The following is a 19,916-nucleotide window of genomic DNA, read 5'->3' on the forward strand; positions in this document are numbered from 1 at the left end:
ATACTAGTTTAGATTTCACTGTTCCAAAGCAAAATCAATATAGGTGTAAAGGTCGCTTGGGTTGTTGTTTACAAACTCTTTTGAGCGTTCTTTCCCAAGACGAACCACAATCATGTTTTTATCAGGTATAACTATGGTGTATTGTCCTTTTATGCCTCTAAAAAAGAAAATATCCATGTCTTTGTAGTAGGTTGTCCAAATTTGGTAACCGTAATAATCAACCAAATTGCCGTTGCCATCTTTTAAATAATAAGCAGGGCAAGTACTTTCTGTTACATAGTCTTCAGAAACAATACGTTGATTGTTCCATAAACCTTTGTTGAGGTAAAGTTTACCAATACGAGCAAAATCTCGAGCGTTTGAGTAGAAACAACAATAAGCTTTTTCTTTACCATCTTTGTGGTCGAGGTTCCACAATGCAGGGTTTTGAGCGCCAAGTGGTTGCCAAACTTTTTCGCTCATGTATTCCGAAACGGTTTGTCCGGTAACTTTTTCTAAAATAAACGAAAGGATAATGGTGTTACCACCCAAATATCTGAAAATCTCTCCTGGAGTTTCTGTAACGGTGTAATTTTCGTTTAGTTTTTCAATGTCTTTGCCATAATAAGCTTTTGCCATGTGTCCAAAAGGGCTGGTGTAACTTTCGTCGAAGTTTATACCCGAACTCATGGTTAACAAATGTTTGATGGTTAATTCTGGGTGGTCTTTGTATAATGGTAAATAGTTTGCAACGGGGTCTTCAATACTGTTTATCTTACCCTCATCTAACGCAATTCCTATCAACATACCTATGTAACTTTTCGCCATTGAAAACGAGTTGGTTAGTGAGTTTTCGTTGTATCCATCCCAATATTCTTCAAAAACAATGGAATCGTTTTTTATTACTAAAAAAGCTGCAGGGTTTAATGCTTCAATTTGTTGATGAAGTTTTTCGTTATTTTTTTTATTGTAACTCGAACTAACTGCCCATGGCTGAGGTGTACCAATTTCAACTGTTCTGTTTTCAAAAATGTCGTATTCGTCAATGCTTGGGCCAGTTTTTCCAACTAAATAGGTTGTTGCAATGGCTTTAAACAAATGTTTGTTGCCTGTTAAAAAGATGATAGATGATGCTAATGCAAGGAAGATGATTAAACCAACGAGAATTTTTTTAACTGTTTTCATAAGATTGAGTTTGCTGGTTGTTAGTTAATAGTTTAGCTTCGAATAAGTTACAAAAGTGTTTTTTCAATTTTTCTTTTACCTCGTTTACGTCAATTTCACGATTAAGTTCTTTTTGTAACGAAGTAACTTGTTTGTCGGTTATCCCGCAAGGTACAATGTTGTTAAAGTAGTCTAAATTGGCATTGATGTTAAATGCAAAACCGTGCATAGTTACCCAGCGACTACATCGTACACCCATAGCACAAATTTTACGAGCTTTTAGTGGATTGTCGGCATCTAACCAAACGCCAGTATAGCCTTCGTATCTTCCTGCTTCAATACCATATTCAGCCAATGTTAAAATAATCATTTCTTCTAAATAGCGGAGGTATTTGTGTATATCGGTAAAAAAGAAGTCTAAATCTAAAATAGGATAGCCTACTAGTTGTCCTGGACCATGGTATGTAATATCGCCACCACGATTTATTTTGTAATAGGTAGCACCTTTTTGTTTGAGCATGGTTTCAGAAAGTAGTAAATGGGTTTCATCACCACTTTTACCAAGCGTATAAACGTGCGGGTGTTCGCAAAAAATTAAATGACTTTTGGTTGGGGTTACCGTTTTATCTGCTCTTCTGTTTTCAATTTTAGCATCAACATTGGCTTTAAAAAGTGTTTCTTGAAAATCCCAAGCTTCTTTATAGTCAATTAATCCTAAATCTTTAAAAAATACTTCTTGCATTTTGTATACTTAGAGTTTGTCACACTGAGCTAGTCGAAGTGTATTAGATTAAAGATGTATATATAAGTTTTTTGTTTATAGTTCGACAGGCTCACTATGACAAAAAAACCAATTAAATTTTCGACAACTCGTTTTTTAGATGTGTAATAATGTCAACTTCTGTAACATCCACCCCATTTTTTTCTGCTAAATAATAAGAAATCCAATCGCCTAAATGAATTAAATACAAAGATTGTTCTAAACGATTTTTACCTTTTGAGTATATTTCTAAAATGGTTGAAGTATATTTTTCAAAAACAGTTTTATTTATTTCCATTCTTTTTTGTGTGCGGAAATAATCATCGTCGTTTCTGAAAAGAACTACAGCTAAATCGTCATTTTTAGTTGTCCAACCAACCAATTCGTTGTGATTCATTTCAGGTATAACATGGTGCCAGCAAAGCATTTTTGCATTTTCGTTAATTTGCTGACGAAAGCGAATGCTAACCCCTTCAAACCATGCATCAGAATAAATCACTGGTATTTTTTTGTAAAGTTTTTCGGTTATTTTTTTTGCTTCGATAATGATGTTTTGTTCGTCAGCATCTATATTTTTAATGCTTGTAGCAAAATCTTCAAAATAATTTTTATTCACCACATTGTAGTGGGTTAAAAAATGAAAAATAGTAGGTAACGATAATCCAAAAGCTGCTCTTGGAGGATTTCCTCCAGGTATTTTTATTAGGTTGTAATTTTTTGCATTAGCAATTTCTTCTAATTTTCCAGCAGAAGTTACACAAGCAATTTCAGCACCTTTTGCTTCAGCTTGAGCCAACATTTCCAACGTTTCTTCAGTGTTTCCAGAGTAAGAGCTACAAATAACCAAGGTGTTTTTATTTACAAAAGCAGGTATTTTATAGTCTTTGTTTACTACTATTGGGGTATTGGCATCGTTTGCTACAATTTGAGAAACAACAGTTCCACCAATACCTGAACCACCTAATCCACAAATTAAAACAGATTCAATTTTCTTATCTGTTTTCTTTAAATTGGTCTGGTTGCAAATGGCAATAGACTCAGCTAAATGTTTAGTAAAATCTTCAATTAATCCTTTCATGCGTAAGTGTTATAGTCTAGTCAAAAAGTAAAAGTAATAAAAACTAGTATTATAGCGTTCCGAATTAAATTAATTTCAGGTTAAAGTAGTTGCTTATAAAGGAATCGCAACGGGTTAATATTTTTATATTTGTGATTGAATTTGAGTAATGCGGTTAAAATATTAATTATTCGGTTTAGTTCAATAGGCGACATTGTGCTGACTACGCCTGTGATTCGTTGTTTACAACAACAACTCGATGGAGAGGTAGTAATTCATTATTTAACGAAAAATCAATACAAATCCATTTTACTTTCTAACCCAAGAATTTCTAAAGTATTAGGCATTGATAAAAGTACCAACGAAGTAATTGAAGAGCTGAAAAATGAAGGTTATGATTACATTATTGATTTACACAAAAACCTTCGGTCGAAAAGGGTCATTAAAAAGCTAAAAGTTTTATCGTTTGCATTTGAGAAGTTGAATTACCAAAAATGGTTGATGACTACTTTTAAAGTGAATAAATTACCAAACATTCATATTGTTGAGCGTTATTTAAATGCAACCAAGGTGTTAGGTGTAGAAAACGATAAGGATGGTTTGGAATATTATATTCCTGATGCTGATAAAGTGGATTTGAAAACATTGCCTGTTACTCACCAAAATGGATATGTGAGTTTTGCAATCGGGGCACAACACAACACAAAGAAAATACCTTTAGAAAAATGTTGTGAAATTATACAGCAACTTAATTTGTCTGTGGTTTTGTTGGGAGGAAAAGAGGATGTGGAATCAGCCAATTTTATTCGACAAAAAGTTGGTGATTTGGCTTTTGTGGGTTGCGGAAACTATACTTTAAATCAATCGGCATCAATCATACAACAAAGCAAAGTTTTGATTACTCCTGATACTGGCTTGATGCACATTGGAGCTGCTTTAGGAGTGAACATTGTTTCGGTTTGGGGAAATACCATTCCTGAATTTGGAATGTATCCGTATTACCCTAAGAACCCTGAAAAATTTGTTATTATAGAAAACAAAAATTTAAACTGTCGACCTTGCTCGAAAATTGGTTACGATAAATGTCCGAAAAAGCATTTTAAATGTATGGTAGATTTAGAAAATGCAAAAATTATAAATGCTGTTAAAGGGTTTTATAATGGTTAATTCCAAACGTTTTTTACCGATTCTTCAATCAAAACATCTTTAGGTATACCGTGTTTTCCATCAAAAGTAATCACTTTGCATGCTACTTTTGATTCTAGTATTTGCTTTTTTAATCTCGACATGCGTTCTTCGGTTAAAAACTCGTCTTGAGTTCCATAAATTAAAAAGAGTTTGGTTTCACTTTGAGCAAGGTTGAACTCCACATCATCAGGAAAGACACTCGCCCACAAGATAAAATTTGTACAAGTAAATTTCTTAGCAGAAAACCATCTACACGCGGTTGCTCCTCCTTGTGAAAATCCAACAACATTTATTTTAGTGCAATTTTTATTGTTTTCTGATAAAACAAAATCATATAGTTTTTGGAGGTAATTGATGTAGTCAACAATTTCATCTTCACGATTGTGTTTGGTCATCCAGCTAGCACCAACTTTACCATAGAAACCATCTAAATAAAAGTGAGATAACGCTTCAGGGGCAATTACACAAGTTTCGTTATTTGTAATCGGCTCAAATTTTTTAATAAAAAACTCTGCCAAATAACCATAGCCATGCAAAACAAACCAAATGGTTTTGGCCGTTTTAATATTACCTAGAGTAAAATAGGTGGCTGTTTTATCAACAACTAAACTATTTTTTTTGTTCATGTTTTTCAATGGCTTTTGGGTCATATTTTATCATTAAGCTAATCCACGCTGAGCGAGATAGTCTAAAAATATAAGGAAGAACAAGTATCAATACAATAGAATCAACAATTAAAAAACGATTGATTTCGAATACATCAAAAATTACCATGGCAACAAAAACAGCAACAATAATGGCTATGGTAAATGCATAACTCATGTACATGGCGCCATAATAAAAACCCGTTTCTATCTGGAAATCTTGGTTGCATTTTGGACAATTTTTTGGCATGTCAAAAAAACCTTTGTATTGGTACGAACTTTTGTTGCAAAACAAATCTCCTTCTCTGCATTTTGGGCATTTAAACGTGAGAATACTTGAAACAATATTGGGCATGAATAGAAGAGTTTTAAATAAAATACAAAGTTATCAAAATAGAGAGGTTAAAATGGAATTGTATAAATTAAGTTTTCGGTAATTTCGCGACATGGTAGGAATTAATGAATTAACAGTACATTTTGGAGAACGTTATTTATTTAACAAAGTATCTTTCTTAATTAATAAGCAAGATAGAATTGGATTGGTGGGTAAAAATGGAGCTGGAAAATCTACCATGCTCAAAATTATTGCAGGTGTAAATCAATCGGATGGTGGTAATGTTTCTACCCCTGCCGATTTTACATTTGGTTATTTGCCTCAAGACATGGATTTTAGCCATGGTAAAACTGTGCTGGAAGAAACGAAATCGGTTTTTAAGGAGGTAAACGAAATCAATGCGAAAATTGAGGATATCAATCATCAATTGGAGACTAGAACCGACTACGAATCGGACAGCTATATGGATTTGTTGAATCATTTGAATGATTGCAATGAGCGCTTATCTATTATTGGTGGTTTTACAGTAGATGCTGATGTGGAAACCATTCTAAAAGGATTGGGTTTTACGCCAAAAGATTTTACTCGACAAACCGACGAGTTTAGTGGGGGTTGGAGAATGCGTATTGAGTTGGCTAAAATTTTGTTAACCAAATCCGATTTGTTGTTGCTCGATGAGCCTACCAATCACTTGGATATTGAATCGATTCAGTGGTTGGAAGATTTCTTGAAAGTATATCATGGTGCTGTAGTGTTAATTTCTCACGATAAGGCATTTTTGGACCATGTAACGAATAGAACCATTGAGATTTCGTTAGGTAAGATTTACGATTATAAAACTTATTACTCTAAATATTTAGAACAACGACAAGAACGAAGAGAACAACAAATTGCTGCTTTTACCAATCAACAAAAACAAATTGCAGATACCGAGAAGTTTATTGAACGATTTAGATCGAAAGCATCGAAAGCTGTTCAAGTTCAGAGTAGAGTTAAGCAATTGGATAAAATTGACCGAATAGAAATTGACGAAGAGGATACTGCTTCGATGAGGTTTTATTTTCCTCCAGCCCCTCGTTCGGGTAAAGTGGTAGTAGAAGCAAGTGGGGTGGGTAAATCATTTGGCGATAAAAAAGTGTTCGACGATGCCAATTTCTTTATTGAATCAGGTAAAAAAATTGCCTTTGTAGGAAAGAATGGTGAAGGTAAAACCACCATGACTAAAATTATTGTTGGAGAGCTAGAGCACGAAGGTGAATTGAAAATAGGACATAACGTAAACCTATCGTATTTTGCTCAAAACCAAGCAGAGGAATTGGATAAAGAATTGACTGTTTTTGAAGCGATTGACCAATGTGCTCACGGTGAAATCCGTAAACAAGTTCGAAATTTATTAGGAGCATTTATGTTTGGAGGCGAAGAAGCCGACAAAAAAATTAAAGTGCTTTCTGGGGGCGAACGAGCAAGGGTTGCTTTGTGTAAACTAATGTTAGAACCGGTAAATTTATTGGTGCTGGATGAGCCAACCAACCACTTAGATATTCGCTCGAAAGAAGTGTTGAAAAATGCCTTGAAAAAATACGATGGAACGTTGGTGGTTATTTCTCACGACAGGGATTTTTTAGATGGATTAGTTGAAGAAATGTATGAGTTTAAAGATGGAAAAGTGAAACAATTCTTGGGTGGCGTTTACGATTTCTTAAAATCTAAAAAGGTAGATAGCATTAGAGAATTTGAGCAAAATGTAAAAGTTGTTGCTAAAGTTGAGAAGGTTGTTACCGAAAATAAACTTTCGTTTGAGGAAAAAAAGCAATTGGAGAAAGACTTGAAAAAAACTCAAAATAAGATTAACAAACTTGAAAATCAAGTAGAAGAATTGGAAGCTAAAATTGAGGAGTTGAGCAATGATTTGCATGACCCAACTAAATATTCTGATGCTTTATTGGAACAATACAATGCTACCAAGCAAGAACTTGAACAAGTGATGACAGATTGGGAAGAAAACCAATTGCAAGAAGAAGAGTTGAAAAACAAACTGAATTAATTTCTATGTCTTTGTGGGCTTAACCTATACGTCTTTGCTGGCTTGACCCGCAATCTATTGAGGTTAAGTGTCAACTCTTCGACAGGCTCAGAGTGACAAATCGTTTAATGTGTCTTCGTCATCGATTCAGGTGTAGCAATAATAAAGTGAGCAGTGCCTTCGTATTCGGTTTCTAATTTTTCAATTTCTTTTTGCTCTACGCAGTTTATGGTTAGAATTCTTAAATCGGGGTTGGCTTGTTTTAAATACCACATAATGCCTTCAAAATTATTGGAGTGGTATGATCCATTAAAATGTAAAAATGTTCTTCCTTTTTTCCAGTTTTTAAGTATAAAATGTGCCATGGTAGCATCTTTCGATGCTTGCGATTTTGGTAAATTATCTCCTCCATGACCACCAGCCATCTTTTTCATGTTGGCGTAACCTGGTAATTTCTCGTCATACTTAAGTGGTAATGGAGCAATGTATCTTTTTGCGTCGTCGTTTAAATCGTTAAAAGCTCTGAACCCATCTTTATATACCATGTTGGCATATCTGCGAGGAATGTTGGTGGCAACAAAAGTCAATTGGTTGGCAACAGCAAAATCTAACAATGGTTGGTAGTCGGTAGTGTTGTTTGGCCAAACTTTTGCTTCTTTTTTAAATATTTCGTAGTTGTAATGTCCTCCCAAGTATTCGTTGATAATCAATTGGTCGTCAGCTTCAAACATTTCTGCTCCTAAAACTAAGCCGTCTAAAACTTTTGCATGTAAGTCTTTGGTTAGTTCTAATTGCAACCAATGGTTAATTGGGTTGTTGTGTAATTCGCCAAATAAAATGATATCGGCTTCTTCGGCTTTTTTTAAGATTTTACCGTAGCTCGATTTTTTGCCTATGTCGTTAAACACCTCAAAAGCTTCTTTTTCGGCACAAAACGCAAATAAAAAGAGTGCCAAAATAGGTGCAATTATTTTTTTGAAATTCATTGTGTATTAGTTCGTTAGTTGCGGAGCAAATGTAATTTTTCTTTCTCTTAACATCCAAAAAAAATTATTGTGGAGTTATGAACAGGTGAAAAAATAGTGAATTAATTTTGTTCAGTTTTGATAATGTTGACTAGAGCCAAACTTTCTTTTATTAAAAAAGTAAAACACCATACATTTTTCACTGATTTTAATTGAATAGGAAGAAAGTTATTATCATCAAAAAGTTCTTTATAAATTGTTTGATAGTTTTGGTTGTTTATAAATTCAATTTCTGAATCCATTAACAAATCTTTTAACCAAATCTTAGTGGAATCAGTAGAATTTATGCCATGAACTTGTTTGACAAAAGTACCTTCATTAAATTCTAATATGTATGTGAAAAGATTACTCATTAAAATTATTTTCTCGTATACTCATGAACAAACTTACAAAGTTGTTTTACGTTTTCAACAGGAGTACCTGGTAAAATACCATGCCCTAAATTAAAAATATGCCCTGGTTTTCCTTTTACCGAATCCAATAATTTTTTGGTTTTTGCTTCAATTATACTCCAATCGGCAAACAATGCTGTTGGGTCTAAATTACCTTGTACGGCTACTTCGTAATTTAAGTCTTTCCAAACTTTTGCTAAATCTGTTTTCCAATCAATAGCAATAACATCAGGTTTAGCCTTACGTAAACTTGGTATTAAATGCGAAGAATTTACACCCATAGAAATAATTGGAGTGGTTGGGTGTTTTTTACGAATGATGTGAATCATTTTTTCAACATGAGCATACACATATTCGTTGTAATCATCAACATCTAAAGCACCCACCCAGCTATCAAAAATTTGCACCACCATAGCTCCACTTTCAATTTGAAAGTTAAGGTAATTTGCCATTACGGTAGCCAATTTATCCATTAACAAATGCCAAGCTTTTGGTTCGTTGTACATAAAAGCTTTCATGGTTTCGTAATTTTTCGAAGGGCCACCTTCAATCATATAACTCGCCAACGTAAACGGAGCACCAACAAAACCAATACAAGGAACGTTTAATTCTCCTTTTAAAATGGTTAATGCTTTTCCAGTGTACCACATTTCTGTAGCTGGGTCAACCACTTTAAGTTTTTCTACATCAGCAACAGTTCTTATAGGGTTATGAATTAAAGGACCGTAGCCTTTTTTGTATTCAAAACTAATCCCCATTGGTCCTAGCGGAATTAAAATATCCGAAAAAATAATGGCTGAATCCAATTCAAATTGATTGATAGGCAAAAGCGTAACTTCTGCACTAACCTCAGGTATGGTACTGATTTCTATAATGCTGTATTTTTCCTTTATTTTCATGTACTCTTTTTGGTATCGTCCCGCTTGACGGGCTAACCAAAGTGGAGTGTAAGGAGTTTCTTCTCTTCTACAAGCTTTTAAAAAATTATCGTTGAATGGTGTCATGTTTTATATTTCTTAATGTAGAGACGGATAATTATCCGTCTTGGTTATTTTAATAATTTAATGGCGACGCACAATTGTGCGTCTCTACGTTATCAATTAAACAAGTTTCATAGCAGCATTAATACCTTTTATCAGTTGTTCCATGTCTTTATCAGAAATAACTGACGATAAAAACCAAGCTTCAAATTGACTAGGCGGAATGTAAATTCCGTTTTCAACTAAGCCCCAGAAAAATTTGGTGAATTGAGTAGTGTCACATTCTTGAGCTTCGGTAAAATTAGTTACTGTTTTACCTATAAAAAATGGGTTTATCATTGAACCAAAACGATTTACGGTTAAAGCAATTCCATTTGCTTTCGCTGCATCTAACAATGCTTTTTCAAGCGTTTCTGCTTGTTGGTTAAACTTGTCGTAAGGGTTTTGGTTTTTTAATTCGGTTAAGGTAGAAATACCTGCGGCCATTGCCACTGGGTTTCCTGATAATGTTCCTGCTTGATACATTGCTCCTAAAGGTGAAACCATGTTCATGATTTCTTCACGAGCGCCATACGCTCCAACAGGAAATCCGCCACCAATAACTTTTCCTAAACAAGTGATGTCAGCTTCAATTCCTAATAATTCTTGTGCACCACCAAATTTAGAACGGAACCCAGTCATTACTTCATCAATAACCAAAAGAATACCGGCTTCTTTTGTTATTTTTCTAAGTTCTTTAATAAACGAATCGCTTGGCAAAACAACGCCCATATTACCCGCGATTGGCTCGATAAAAACGGCAGCAATATCTTTACATTCTGCAATGTGTTTTTTTACCGAATCAATGTCGTTGTATTCAGCAATTAAGGTGTTTTTTACTGCATCAGCAGGAACACCCGCACTACCTGGTAAACTATATGTTACCAACCCTGAACCTGCTGCAACCAATAATGCATCAGAATGACCATGGTAACAACCTGCAAATTTGATGATGTGATTTTTTCCTGTAAAGGCTCTTGCTAAACGGATAGCACTTAAAATGGCTTCTGTGCCCGAGTTTACAAATCGAACTTTGTCCATTCCTGGGAAAGCAGCGCAAACTATTTCGGCAAGTTTAATTTCATTTTCGGTACTCGCACCAAAACTAAATCCTTCTTTAACTTGATTGGTAACGGCTTCAATAACTTTTTCGTTACCGTGACCTAAAATCATTGGTCCGTAAGAAAGTACCAAGTCGATGTATTCGTTACCATCAACATCGTAAATTTTAGAACCTTTTGCATTTTTAATAAACAAAGGATTTCCTCCAACAGATTTAAATGCTCGTACTGGCGAATTTACTGACCCAACCAAGTGTTTCAGTCCTTTGTTGTATAGTTCTTGTGATTTTGTATTGTTCATAATTTGCCCCTCTTAATCTCCCCAAAGGGGAGAGACTTGTAATTATCGATTATTTTTTTATTTGTTTTTACACAGTATTTATTTTAGTATTCAACTTTATCGTAAATAAAGTCAATTCTTCTCATTTGGGTATTACTCCTTCCCTTTGGGAAGGTCGGGATGGGCTAATAGTTTTGCTGCTTCTTTTGCAAAGTAGGTGATAATAATATCTGCACCAGCTCTTTTAATTGATAGCAATGTTTCCATCATTACTCGTTGTTCATCTATCCAACCGTTTTTACCAGCGGCTTTTATCATGGCGTATTCGCCGCTAACATTGTATGCTGCAATCGGTAAATCAAAATTGTTTTTTAAATCTCTAATAATATCTAAATAAGATAAAGCAGGTTTAACCATTAAAATAGCAGCTCCCTCATCTACATCTGCTTGAGCTTCTTTAATGGCTTCGTTACGGTTAGCTGAATCCATTTGGTAGGTTCTTCTATCACCAAAACTTGGTGTTGAGTCGGCAGCATCTCTAAATGGTCCATAATACGCCGAAGCATATTTTACGGAATAGCCCATGATTGGAATGTGTTGAAATCCGTTTTTATCTAATTCGTCTCTAATCTCGCGTACTGCAAAATCCATCATGCCGGATGGAGCAACCATGTCAACTCCAGCTTTAGCTTGAGCCAATACTTGTTTTCTTAAATTGACAAGCGTTAAATCGTTATCCACATCATGGTTGCACAAAACTCCACAGTGCCCATGACTCGTGTATTCGCAAAAGCAAACGTCGGCTATAACTTGTAATGTTGGATAGTTTTTTTTGATGTAAGCAATTGCTTTTTGAATAATTCCCTCAGGGTTCCAGCTTTCAGAACCTTCTTCATCTTTGTGTAAAGGAATGCCAAACAGTATAACAGATTTAATTCCTAAATCAACGGCTTCTTGTAGCTCTGCATCAATTTGGTCAAGCGAATACCTGAAAATTCCTGGCATCGAGGTAATTTCTTTTTTTATGTTATTGCCTTCTTCGATAAAAAGCGGGTAAATAAAATCGGTAACCTTTAGTTGCGTTTCTCGAACTGCAGCTCTTATTTCTTTGGTTTTTCTACTATCTCTTAAACGTACGCTCATTACAAAAATTTGAGTGCAAATATAAGTTTGTTCAATGAGGTAAAATAGGAAATATATCAGTTTTTAAGACTAATGTTTTTAACATCCTTACTTTTGTGAAGTGGAAACCGCTAATCATATTATTCTTTTTGATGGAACTTGCAATTTTTGTAATTTCTGGGTTGGTTTTGTGATAAAAAGAGATGCAAAAAATGTATTTCGGTTTGCAAGTTTGCAGTCAGTAATAGGTCAGGAATTACGAATGAAATACCAAGTAAGTAGTGGGTTAGATTCGGTTGTGCTCATCAAAAACAATAAAGTTTACATTAAATCGAATGCAGCGTTAGAAATTATTAAACAGTTGAATGGTTTGTGGTTTTTATTTTATGGATTTAAAATAATTCCAATTTTTATTCGCGATTGGTTTTATGATGTGGTTGCCAAACACCGATACAAATGGTTTGGTCAACAAGTGTGCGAAATTGCTCCTAAAACAGAATTTATGCATAAGTTTTTATAAATCATTACCTTTGCAATAAGTGTACGCCATTATAGATATAGAAACTTCAGGAGGGAACCATAAAAATGGAAAAATTACCGAAATAGCCATCTACAAACATGATGGTAAAAAAATTGTGGACGAATTTGTAACCCTTGTCAACCCTGAAATTAAGATAGATTGGTACGTTAAAAAACTTACAGGAATAACTGATGAAATGGTTGCTGAAGCACCAAAATTTTTTGAGGTTGCAAAACGTATTGTAAACATTACTCGCGGTTGTATTTTTATTGCTCATAATGTAGATTTTGATTACGACTTTGTTCGTGCTGAATTTCGTTCGTTGGGATTTGAATACAAACGTTCAAAACTTTGTACGGTTCAGTTGAGTAGAAAACTAATTCCTGGAAAAAAATCGTATAGTTTGGGTAAGTTGTGTAAAGATTTGGGGCTGCCTTTGGAAGACCGACACCGTGCTTCTGGTGATGCTTTGGCAACAGTTAAATTGTTTGAAATGTTATTGGAGGCTGATAATAATCAGAAACTAATACCACGACCTGTGGTAGATTTGAATCAGACGAAGTTGTTTTGATGGCTCGCAGATTTCACGGATGAACGCTGAAAAAAATTGCAATAACAGTTTATTCGCTAATAATCAATTTTTGAATCGCTTGTTTATTGTTCTCAAAAATCAACTTTACCAAGTACATCCCTTTAGGTAAATTTGTTTTTAAGTTGGTTTTATATTGATTAATTTTTTGGTTAAATAACACCTTTCCTTCAATACTAACAATGATTAGGTTTAATGGTTTTTCACTTTCAACTGTAAAATTTCCAGATTTACTTGGGTTTGGATAAATCTTAATATCGCTAATATTCTCAATGTCGTTAATTCCTGTAACTAAAGTTGACCAAGCAACTCCTTCTTGAATACCGTTGATGGTGGAGCCGATGATGTCCCATGAGGTAGTTTGGTCAAAGCTGAGCATGTAACTTGAGTAGAATCCATATTTTGTATTGTAATTTTCATTCCAACCGTAGTCAGGTATAGCAGATGGTTCGCAATTATTAAATGTTGTACTTAAATACTTGAATTCATTCATTCTTGTCTTATAAACTATCCCATTTTTAATTGTGTAAGGTGAAACCTCGTCTAAGTAAATTGTTGAAGATGTATTATTGATATAGTCAGGTGAAATAGTAGAAGTATTATAACCTAAATAAGACATAGATTTAGTCTTATAAGCTGTGCTTGAATAAGAACTGGACGTAAGGTTAGTTGTTAGCCTATTAATTATGTATGATACAGTATCGGGCAAATTAAATACATTGGTAATAGAGTCTTTATAATAATTTGTATAACTAGAGGGATTTCCAGGCCAAGGAGGAGCGCGAAATTCTTCTTTCCAAATAAGTACATCGCCAATGTTTAAATGAAAATAATCATGAAAAGTTGGTGGGCTAAAACCTTCTTGAATCAAATTTGAATTCAAACCTAATAAAGGATAATTATTAAAAATTTTAAACCCATAATTTTTTGATAATATATATTTATTTTGATTAATGATATCAGAAACAGGCGTGCCATTATTCATTGCCTGAACAGAAAAGAGTTTTAATGAATCAGAAATTGATCCAATTATATTGTCATAATAGATACTGTCACAAGTAATTTTTAGTTGATTAAAACCACTTCCTGAAAATGGAAAAACCCAAGAACTATCTTTTTGAGCATAAGATTTTAAAATAAAAATATCTTGTGGTTGAAAAAAGGCATCATAAAAGTAAAAAGTATATTCATTGTTAGAAACAGTTATTGAGTCAGGTCTTTCATTATCATGGATAGAGTAATAAAAATTTGAAGGAAAGTTGTTACTAATAATAGTACTATAACAATTGCCAATTCCTGGAGTTTTAAAGTGAAAATAGTGGGTTTGTGAACTCCCATAATCTCTAATGCTGTCCACACAAAATTCATTTAAGAGAGTGTCTGGACTATAGTAGTTTGTTACATTGTTGTGCATAAAATAACTCTTCTGTCCCAAAGGAAATGGTTGCCAATTTTGGGCAAAAGAAAAAAAGGACGATAAGATGAAGCAAAGAAGTAGAAATTTTTTCATAGCCGTTATTTTACAAATACCTTATAAAGGTAAAAAGTAAATCCATACCAAAATATGATTGGTAGCAGTTATTTGTTGAACGGTATGTTTTTGGGTGTTTTTGTGTAAATTTTTTACAAATTAGTGCATCTCCAACTTGTTTTGATTTACAATTCCGTAAACTTTTCCTGTTAATGTTTTCCCAATAAACGGACTGTTTTTCGATTTCGAAACCAAAATTTCAGTTTTTATAACTTGGATTTCATGCGGACTAAAAAGGGTAAGGTTGGCTTGTTCCCCAACTTCTAGTTTCGGAACATCTAAGTTTAAAGTTTGTCGAGGATTTGTTGTAATTAAATCGATGATTTGATCAAGTGCTAATTTTCCTTTTAATGCTGTGTTCATTGCAGCAAAAGAAGTTTGTAGGTTGATGATGCCAAATGCTGCGTGGTCAAACTCGCATTGTTTGTGTTCAATGTCTTGTGGTGTATGGTCGGAACAAATAATATCAATCACGCCTTCTTTTAACCCTTTTATCAAGGCTTTTATATCGTCTTTGGTTCTTAAAGGAGGCATTACTTTTAAGTTGCTGTCGAACGTTTCCAATTCGGTTTCATCTAACAACAAATGGTAAGAGTTAACATCGGCAGTAATTTTCAAACCTTTTGCTTTTGCTTCTTTTATCAGTTGTACCGATTTTTTGGTGCTGATGTTTGATAAATGAATGGCAGCGTTGCAATATTCAGCTAAAAATATATCTCTATTAACCATTATTTCTTCAGCTATGGCAGGAATTCCTTTTAAACCTAACCGTGTACTGGTAATACCTTCGTTAATTTGTCCGTTGTTAAACAAGTGGCGGTTGTTAGGGTAATTAATTACCAAACCTCCAAAACTTTGGTTGTACAACAATGCTCTTGTAAGTAAATTTGGATTGGCAATTGATTTTTTATTGTCGGTAAAAGCAACCGCTCCAGCTAAATGCATATCATACATTTCTGCAATATCGTTTCCTTCGCTTTGATGTGTTAAAGCTCCAGCAGGATAAACATTTACGATATTGTTTTTTGCTTTGTTAATGATGTATTCAATGCCTGATTTATTATCGATAACTGGGTTGGTGCTTGGCATTACCATAACTCCTGTAAAACCACCTTTTGCAGCGGCTTTTAACCCAGAGTTTAAATCTTCTTTGTATTCAAATCCTGGGTCACAGAAATTTGCTCTAAAATCAAACCAACCAATAGAAACGTGTAAATCTTTTTGTTTGATTTCCTGAAAATTATCAGTGTTTTTAATTGTTGCAGTAATCTTTTTAATGATTCCTTTTTCAATAAGTATATCAACAGTTTTACCATTAAATGGCGATTTGCTGTTTACTACTGTAGCTGATTTTATTAGAGCATTCATGATTCTTTTATTTTTATTTTACCACATAGTTACATAGGTTTGTTGTTATATTAAAGACGAAGATAGAGGCTTTGCTTTTTACATAGAATACTATGTTAAAAAATTTATTTTCTATCTTTTACTTCTGTATTTATTCGTTTCTATGTTGCTATGTGGTTAATATTTTTTACTTAAAGAGTTTAATAAGAGCAATTTCAACGGCCAAAAATAGCAACGCTAAAATAACACATAATTTCCAATATGTTGTACCGTTTTTAATTTCATTGAAGGCTGCACTCATCGTTTTTGAGCCAGCATTTATTATTGATGTGTTAAGCGAGTAATTTATTGCTAAATCGTTCAATTCATCCATACTATAGGTGGTTAAATCAGATTCTAGTCTGTTGTAATTGTATGCCAACCCTAAATTTAACTTTTTAGATTCGAGTAAATAATTTCCAGCTAAACTAATGCCTTCGGTTGTAAATACTACGGTATTTTCAGCGTCCGATTTTACCCGAGGGATTAATTCAAAATCAGTTTGTTTAATTTTTAACGAACCTTCGTTTTCAACACGAGGAATGGTTAAAGATTCATTTTCTCCAATGGTATAAAATAGAGGGTAGTTGAACTGACTTTGTAAAGCCATGTTGTAAAGTGTAGGAACAAAAATGGCATGTTTTGAAAAATTTCCAGCGTCTTCGTCTAAACATCCACTTATCAAATAAATAGTTCCTTTTTTGTTTTTGTAAGCCGTTAAAAAAGGGTCGTTATTTTTTAATTTAAGCAATACATTTTTATAAGCTACCGCTTGATTTGACTGTTTGAAATGTTTTTTTATGGATGGTAAGTTAATGTTGTCGGCAGGCTTACCCTCAAAAACTGAAGCATAAAGAGGGTGTTGATAGCTCACTTCGCTAATTTTTATGGTTGAGGTGTCTAAATCAGTAAATGCATTGATTTGTAAAAGCGTTGCAAATGATTGGTAGCTTGTCAAGTCTATATCGTTAGTAGGTATAATGGCTAACGAGCCACCATTTTCTACAAAATTTTTAAGGCTAGCAGCTAAACCCGATGAAACTTCTTTTAACCCATTTAGCACAATTAAACTGCTTTGTTTTATTTTGGAATAATCGAGTTGGTTAACTGATGAACTGGTAAAGTGAAATAGGCTGTCGGATGAAAAAATAGCTTTTATATTGGGTTGAACATTCTCTCCAAAAATCTCCAAAGTTTCAATGTTTTCTGCAATCAAATAAGAAAAGTAAAAGTCGTCGTCTAAAGTTACGGGCGAATCTTGCAGTTCAATTTTCCCTGCTTGTATGCCCGATGTATGATTTTTATAATTCAATTCAACAATTGCTTCATCGTTGGCTTTTGCAGAAAAACTAGCTGGGGTAATTAGTTTTTCGTTGATGTACAGTTTTACAGGAATATTTTCTAAATCTTGGTCGGAATTATTTTTGATTCGAACAAATAGTTTTTCTTGTTGTGATAATAAATGGGTTGGATTTTCGAACCAGCACGTATCAATGTATAAGTTTGTTTTTTTAGTAGATAAAATAGGAACAAAAACCGAATGGATGAGTGTGTCATTTTTTAGTTGTTCAATGTCGGCAGTTGTTTTTTGGAAATCAGAAAAAACCACCATTGATTTGTTGGTGTTTTCGTTGCTGTTACTGTTTAATGCTTCCTTAAGTCGTATAAAAACATTCGACAACAACCTGCTTTCAGCACTAATTTGAATTTCTTCAATTTTTGTTAAAGCCTCTTCGTTACTCAAAATTCGCTGACTACCAGCGCTAAACTTATTATCACAAACTATAAAACGGTCGGTACGTTGGTAAGCATTTACCAATTCAATGGCTTTGGTTTTGGCTTCATCAAGCAAAGCTCCATTTTCACCAACACTTTCCATGCTAAAAGAGTTGTCGATATAAATACCAATAATGTTGTTGATGTTTTGGGTTGAATTAGCCGATGGAATAAAAGGTTGTACAAATGCTAGCACCAAAAAAGTAATGGCTAAAATTCGTGAAGCCAAAATAAGTAAGTGTTTCAGTTTTGATTTTGATTGACTTTCTTTTTTTACTTCACGTAAAAAACTCACGTTCGAGAAATAAATTTTCTTAAACTTTCTGAAATTAAATAAATGAATAATGATTGGTATCGCTACGGCGAATAATGCAAATAAGAATTCTGGATATGCAAATTTCATTAAAGCACAAATGTAATTTAATAATTTGACAAATTCTAAAAATAGAAAACACTCGTTGGATTAGTTCAATTTATCAATGCAATCAGTTTACTATTTTATAAATATGAAATCGTTCAAACTTGTTATTGTTAGGGTTCATTTTATGCAATACTAAATCTAAAAATCCAGCTTCAATGGTAGTTAAATGTTGTAAATTTGGATAGGTTTTCATAATTCGTGCTTTTCTTTCTTCAAGCATTTCGTCTTCAACAAATACGACATAGTTGGCTGGAACATAATCCGTATTTTGTAAAATAAGTTCTACTTCACTATTTTTTACAATAATAAAATGTTTGTCCCAACGCTCGGCGTAAAACCTTGGAGGAAGTAAATAATCGTCTTTATGAGCACAATCCCAAATGTAGTTGGTCATGTCTTTTTGGTCGGCTAAAAAAGTCATGGTTTCAACCCTGCTTTTTCTTGTGTAAGCGGTTGATATAAACAATAATAGAATACTATTCACTACCCAGAAAAACACCCATATTCCGCGATGGAATTTGTTGTATTTAGTCCAAAAATTTGATTTATTTTTAAACTCCATCCAACCCATATAGCCCAAAATAATTACAAATGGAATCATTGGAGCTATAAATCGTTCTTGTTTGTTAGGGAAGTAACTATGAAACAAAAAGAATAAGACTGACGGTATAAAAATAAAAGCATGTTTTTTCCAATTTTTAAAATATCCAAACAATAAAAACAAACCTATTGGACCAAACATACCAGCTAGAGTTAATAAATACAGGTAAAATGGTTGGTCAAAATAAGAAGTTGAGTTGGCTAAATTGTATGAGATATATTCTCCAAGTTCAGCAAATGGTCTGCCCCAAATAAAAATATCGGAAACTTGGGTGAGAGAAAAAGAAATAAAAGAAACTAGGGTAAAAACAACCAATGACAAGTATTGTCTTTTTAGTAAAAATGTTAATCCAAAACCAAATAAAAAGAAAATGGTTTGATAACGAATTCCTACAGCTAAACCAGCAACAAAAGCACCAAGAACTACAATTTTAAGGGGTGGTTTAGAATCGTGTTTAATAAACAACCAAGTGGCATAAATAAGCGGTGGAACACAAAAATATTCGACCATATTATGCACGCTTAACCAAGGTAAAAACCATAAAACAGACAGTAACAATCCAACATGTTTTGCAATGTTAATGTCGGCTATTTTTTTAGCTATCTTAAACCCAAGTACAACAATTGACATCGAATATGCTCCATGAATAAGTCGAACCAAAAACATTTTAAATTGAGCATCAGTAAGATGAATCCAATCCAAGAAGCTAAAAAATAAGTAATGCAATCCTACATAAAAAAAACTATGTCCAGAGGGTATCGAATTTTCGTCATTGTTTAACCAGTTGTTTTGGTCGAAGTTATGAACCCATCCTTCTGCCGGTTCAATAACCAAGAAATGGTCGTCTTGCATGCCGTAACCTTTCGAAAATATTGCAGCAATCAATCGAATTAATGACCCAATTATTATAATAATGATAAAGGGATTGTTGTTCCAATAATACTTGATTTTTTCTATCATGGATTTTTATTATTTAAACAAAAGTAAAGAGAAAAAATGAGCTTTAATTTATCAATCACATTTACTATCTTTAACCCCTATAAT

The 19,916-nt window shown here is 33.6% G+C and carries 18 protein-coding genes; 4 read left to right on the forward strand and 14 right to left on the reverse strand.

The annotated features are described in order from the left end of the window. Positions 1-15: 15 nt before the first annotated feature. The 3 genes from H6589_01305 to H6589_01315 all read right to left on the reverse strand — a co-directional run bounded on the left by H6589_01305 (position 16) and on the right by H6589_01315 (position 2,981). Complete coding sequence (locus H6589_01305) at positions 16-1,164, reverse strand: serine hydrolase (GenBank protein MCB9173224.1); 1,149 nt, start codon at positions 1,162-1,164, stop codon at positions 16-18. Next, positions 1,151-1,885, reverse strand: a complete 735-nt coding sequence (gene lipB, locus H6589_01310; GenBank protein MCB9173225.1) for a lipoyl(octanoyl) transferase LipB — start codon at positions 1,883-1,885, stop codon at positions 1,151-1,153. Before lipB ends, H6589_01305 begins: the two co-directional genes overlap by 14 nt. Positions 1,886-1,997: 112 nt before the next feature. Next, entirely contained in the window at positions 1,998-2,981 is a 984-nt protein-coding gene (locus H6589_01315; GenBank protein MCB9173226.1) for a bifunctional phosphoglucose/phosphomannose isomerase, read from the reverse strand. Between the two features lie 141 nt (positions 2,982-3,122). On the opposite strand from H6589_01315, the gene H6589_01320 reads away from it, so the two are divergent. Next, positions 3,123-4,127, forward strand: coding sequence for a glycosyltransferase family 9 protein (locus H6589_01320; protein ID MCB9173227.1), 1,005 nt, complete (start codon positions 3,123-3,125; stop codon positions 4,125-4,127). Here the strand turns inward: H6589_01320 and H6589_01325 are convergent. Then, complete coding sequence (locus H6589_01325) at positions 4,124-4,774, reverse strand: dienelactone hydrolase family protein (GenBank protein ID MCB9173228.1); 651 nt, start codon at positions 4,772-4,774, stop codon at positions 4,124-4,126. The two genes, H6589_01320 and H6589_01325, sit on opposite strands and share 4 nt — an antisense overlap. Then, entirely contained in the window at positions 4,758-5,147 is a 390-nt protein-coding gene (locus H6589_01330) for a DUF983 domain-containing protein (GenBank protein ID MCB9173229.1), read from the reverse strand. The genes H6589_01325 and H6589_01330 overlap by 17 nt, the downstream gene beginning before the upstream one ends. Before the next feature lie 91 nt (positions 5,148-5,238). Between H6589_01330 and H6589_01335 the strand changes: the two genes are divergently transcribed. Further along, positions 5,239-7,170 (forward strand): ABC-F family ATP-binding cassette domain-containing protein, encoded by a 1,932-nt coding sequence (locus tag H6589_01335; GenBank protein MCB9173230.1) that lies wholly within the window; start codon positions 5,239-5,241, stop codon positions 7,168-7,170. A gap of 104 nt (positions 7,171-7,274) precedes the next feature. On the opposite strand, the gene H6589_01340 is transcribed toward H6589_01335, so the two are convergent. The 5 genes from H6589_01340 to hemB form a co-directional block, all read right to left on the reverse strand. Further along, positions 7,275-8,135, reverse strand: coding sequence for a ChaN family lipoprotein (locus H6589_01340; protein MCB9173231.1), 861 nt, complete (start codon positions 8,133-8,135; stop codon positions 7,275-7,277). Positions 8,136-8,236: 101 nt separating this feature from the next. Next, on the reverse strand, positions 8,237-8,527 hold the full coding sequence (locus H6589_01345; GenBank protein ID MCB9173232.1) for a hypothetical protein: 291 nt from the start codon (positions 8,525-8,527) through the stop codon (positions 8,237-8,239). Between the two features lie 5 nt (positions 8,528-8,532). Then, positions 8,533-9,570 (reverse strand): uroporphyrinogen decarboxylase, encoded by a 1,038-nt coding sequence (hemE, locus tag H6589_01350; protein ID MCB9173233.1) that lies wholly within the window; start codon positions 9,568-9,570, stop codon positions 8,533-8,535. A 96-nt stretch (positions 9,571-9,666) separates the two neighbouring features. Then, a complete protein-coding gene (hemL, locus tag H6589_01355; protein MCB9173234.1) occupies positions 9,667-10,947 on the reverse strand; it encodes a glutamate-1-semialdehyde 2,1-aminomutase in 1,281 nt (426 codons plus the stop codon). Positions 10,948-11,079: 132 nt separating this feature from the next. Beyond that, a complete protein-coding gene (hemB, locus tag H6589_01360) occupies positions 11,080-12,069 on the reverse strand; it encodes a porphobilinogen synthase (GenBank protein MCB9173235.1) in 990 nt (329 codons plus the stop codon). A gap of 100 nt (positions 12,070-12,169) precedes the next feature. Between hemB and H6589_01365 the strand changes: the two genes are divergently transcribed. Beyond that, positions 12,170-12,568: a DUF393 domain-containing protein gene (locus H6589_01365; GenBank protein MCB9173236.1), complete on the forward strand. Its 399-nt coding sequence runs from the start codon at positions 12,170-12,172 to the stop codon at positions 12,566-12,568. Between the two features lie 19 nt (positions 12,569-12,587). Continuing rightward, a complete protein-coding gene (locus H6589_01370) occupies positions 12,588-13,139 on the forward strand; it encodes a 3'-5' exonuclease (GenBank protein ID MCB9173237.1) in 552 nt (183 codons plus the stop codon). A gap of 49 nt (positions 13,140-13,188) precedes the next feature. On the opposite strand, the gene H6589_01375 is transcribed toward H6589_01370, so the two are convergent. The 4 genes from H6589_01375 to H6589_01390 form a co-directional block, all read right to left on the reverse strand. Beyond that, the gene (locus H6589_01375; protein MCB9173238.1) at positions 13,189-14,667 is read right to left on the reverse strand and encodes a T9SS type A sorting domain-containing protein; all 1,479 of its coding nucleotides are present in this window, start codon (positions 14,665-14,667) and stop codon (positions 13,189-13,191) included. Between the two features lie 120 nt (positions 14,668-14,787). Next, a complete protein-coding gene (locus tag H6589_01380; GenBank protein MCB9173239.1) occupies positions 14,788-16,056 on the reverse strand; it encodes a dihydroorotase in 1,269 nt (422 codons plus the stop codon). Positions 16,057-16,222: 166 nt separating this feature from the next. Beyond that, entirely contained in the window at positions 16,223-18,253 is a 2,031-nt protein-coding gene (locus tag H6589_01385) for a BatA domain-containing protein (protein ID MCB9173240.1), read from the reverse strand. 82 nt (positions 18,254-18,335) lie between these two features. Beyond that, positions 18,336-19,832 (reverse strand): hypothetical protein, encoded by a 1,497-nt coding sequence (locus H6589_01390; GenBank protein MCB9173241.1) that lies wholly within the window; start codon positions 19,830-19,832, stop codon positions 18,336-18,338. Positions 19,833-19,916 lie beyond the last annotated feature (84 nt).

It is taken from the genome of Flavobacteriales bacterium, from assembly GCA_020635795.1.
Lineage (GTDB): Bacteria > Bacteroidota > Bacteroidia > Flavobacteriales_E > Vicingaceae > Vicingus.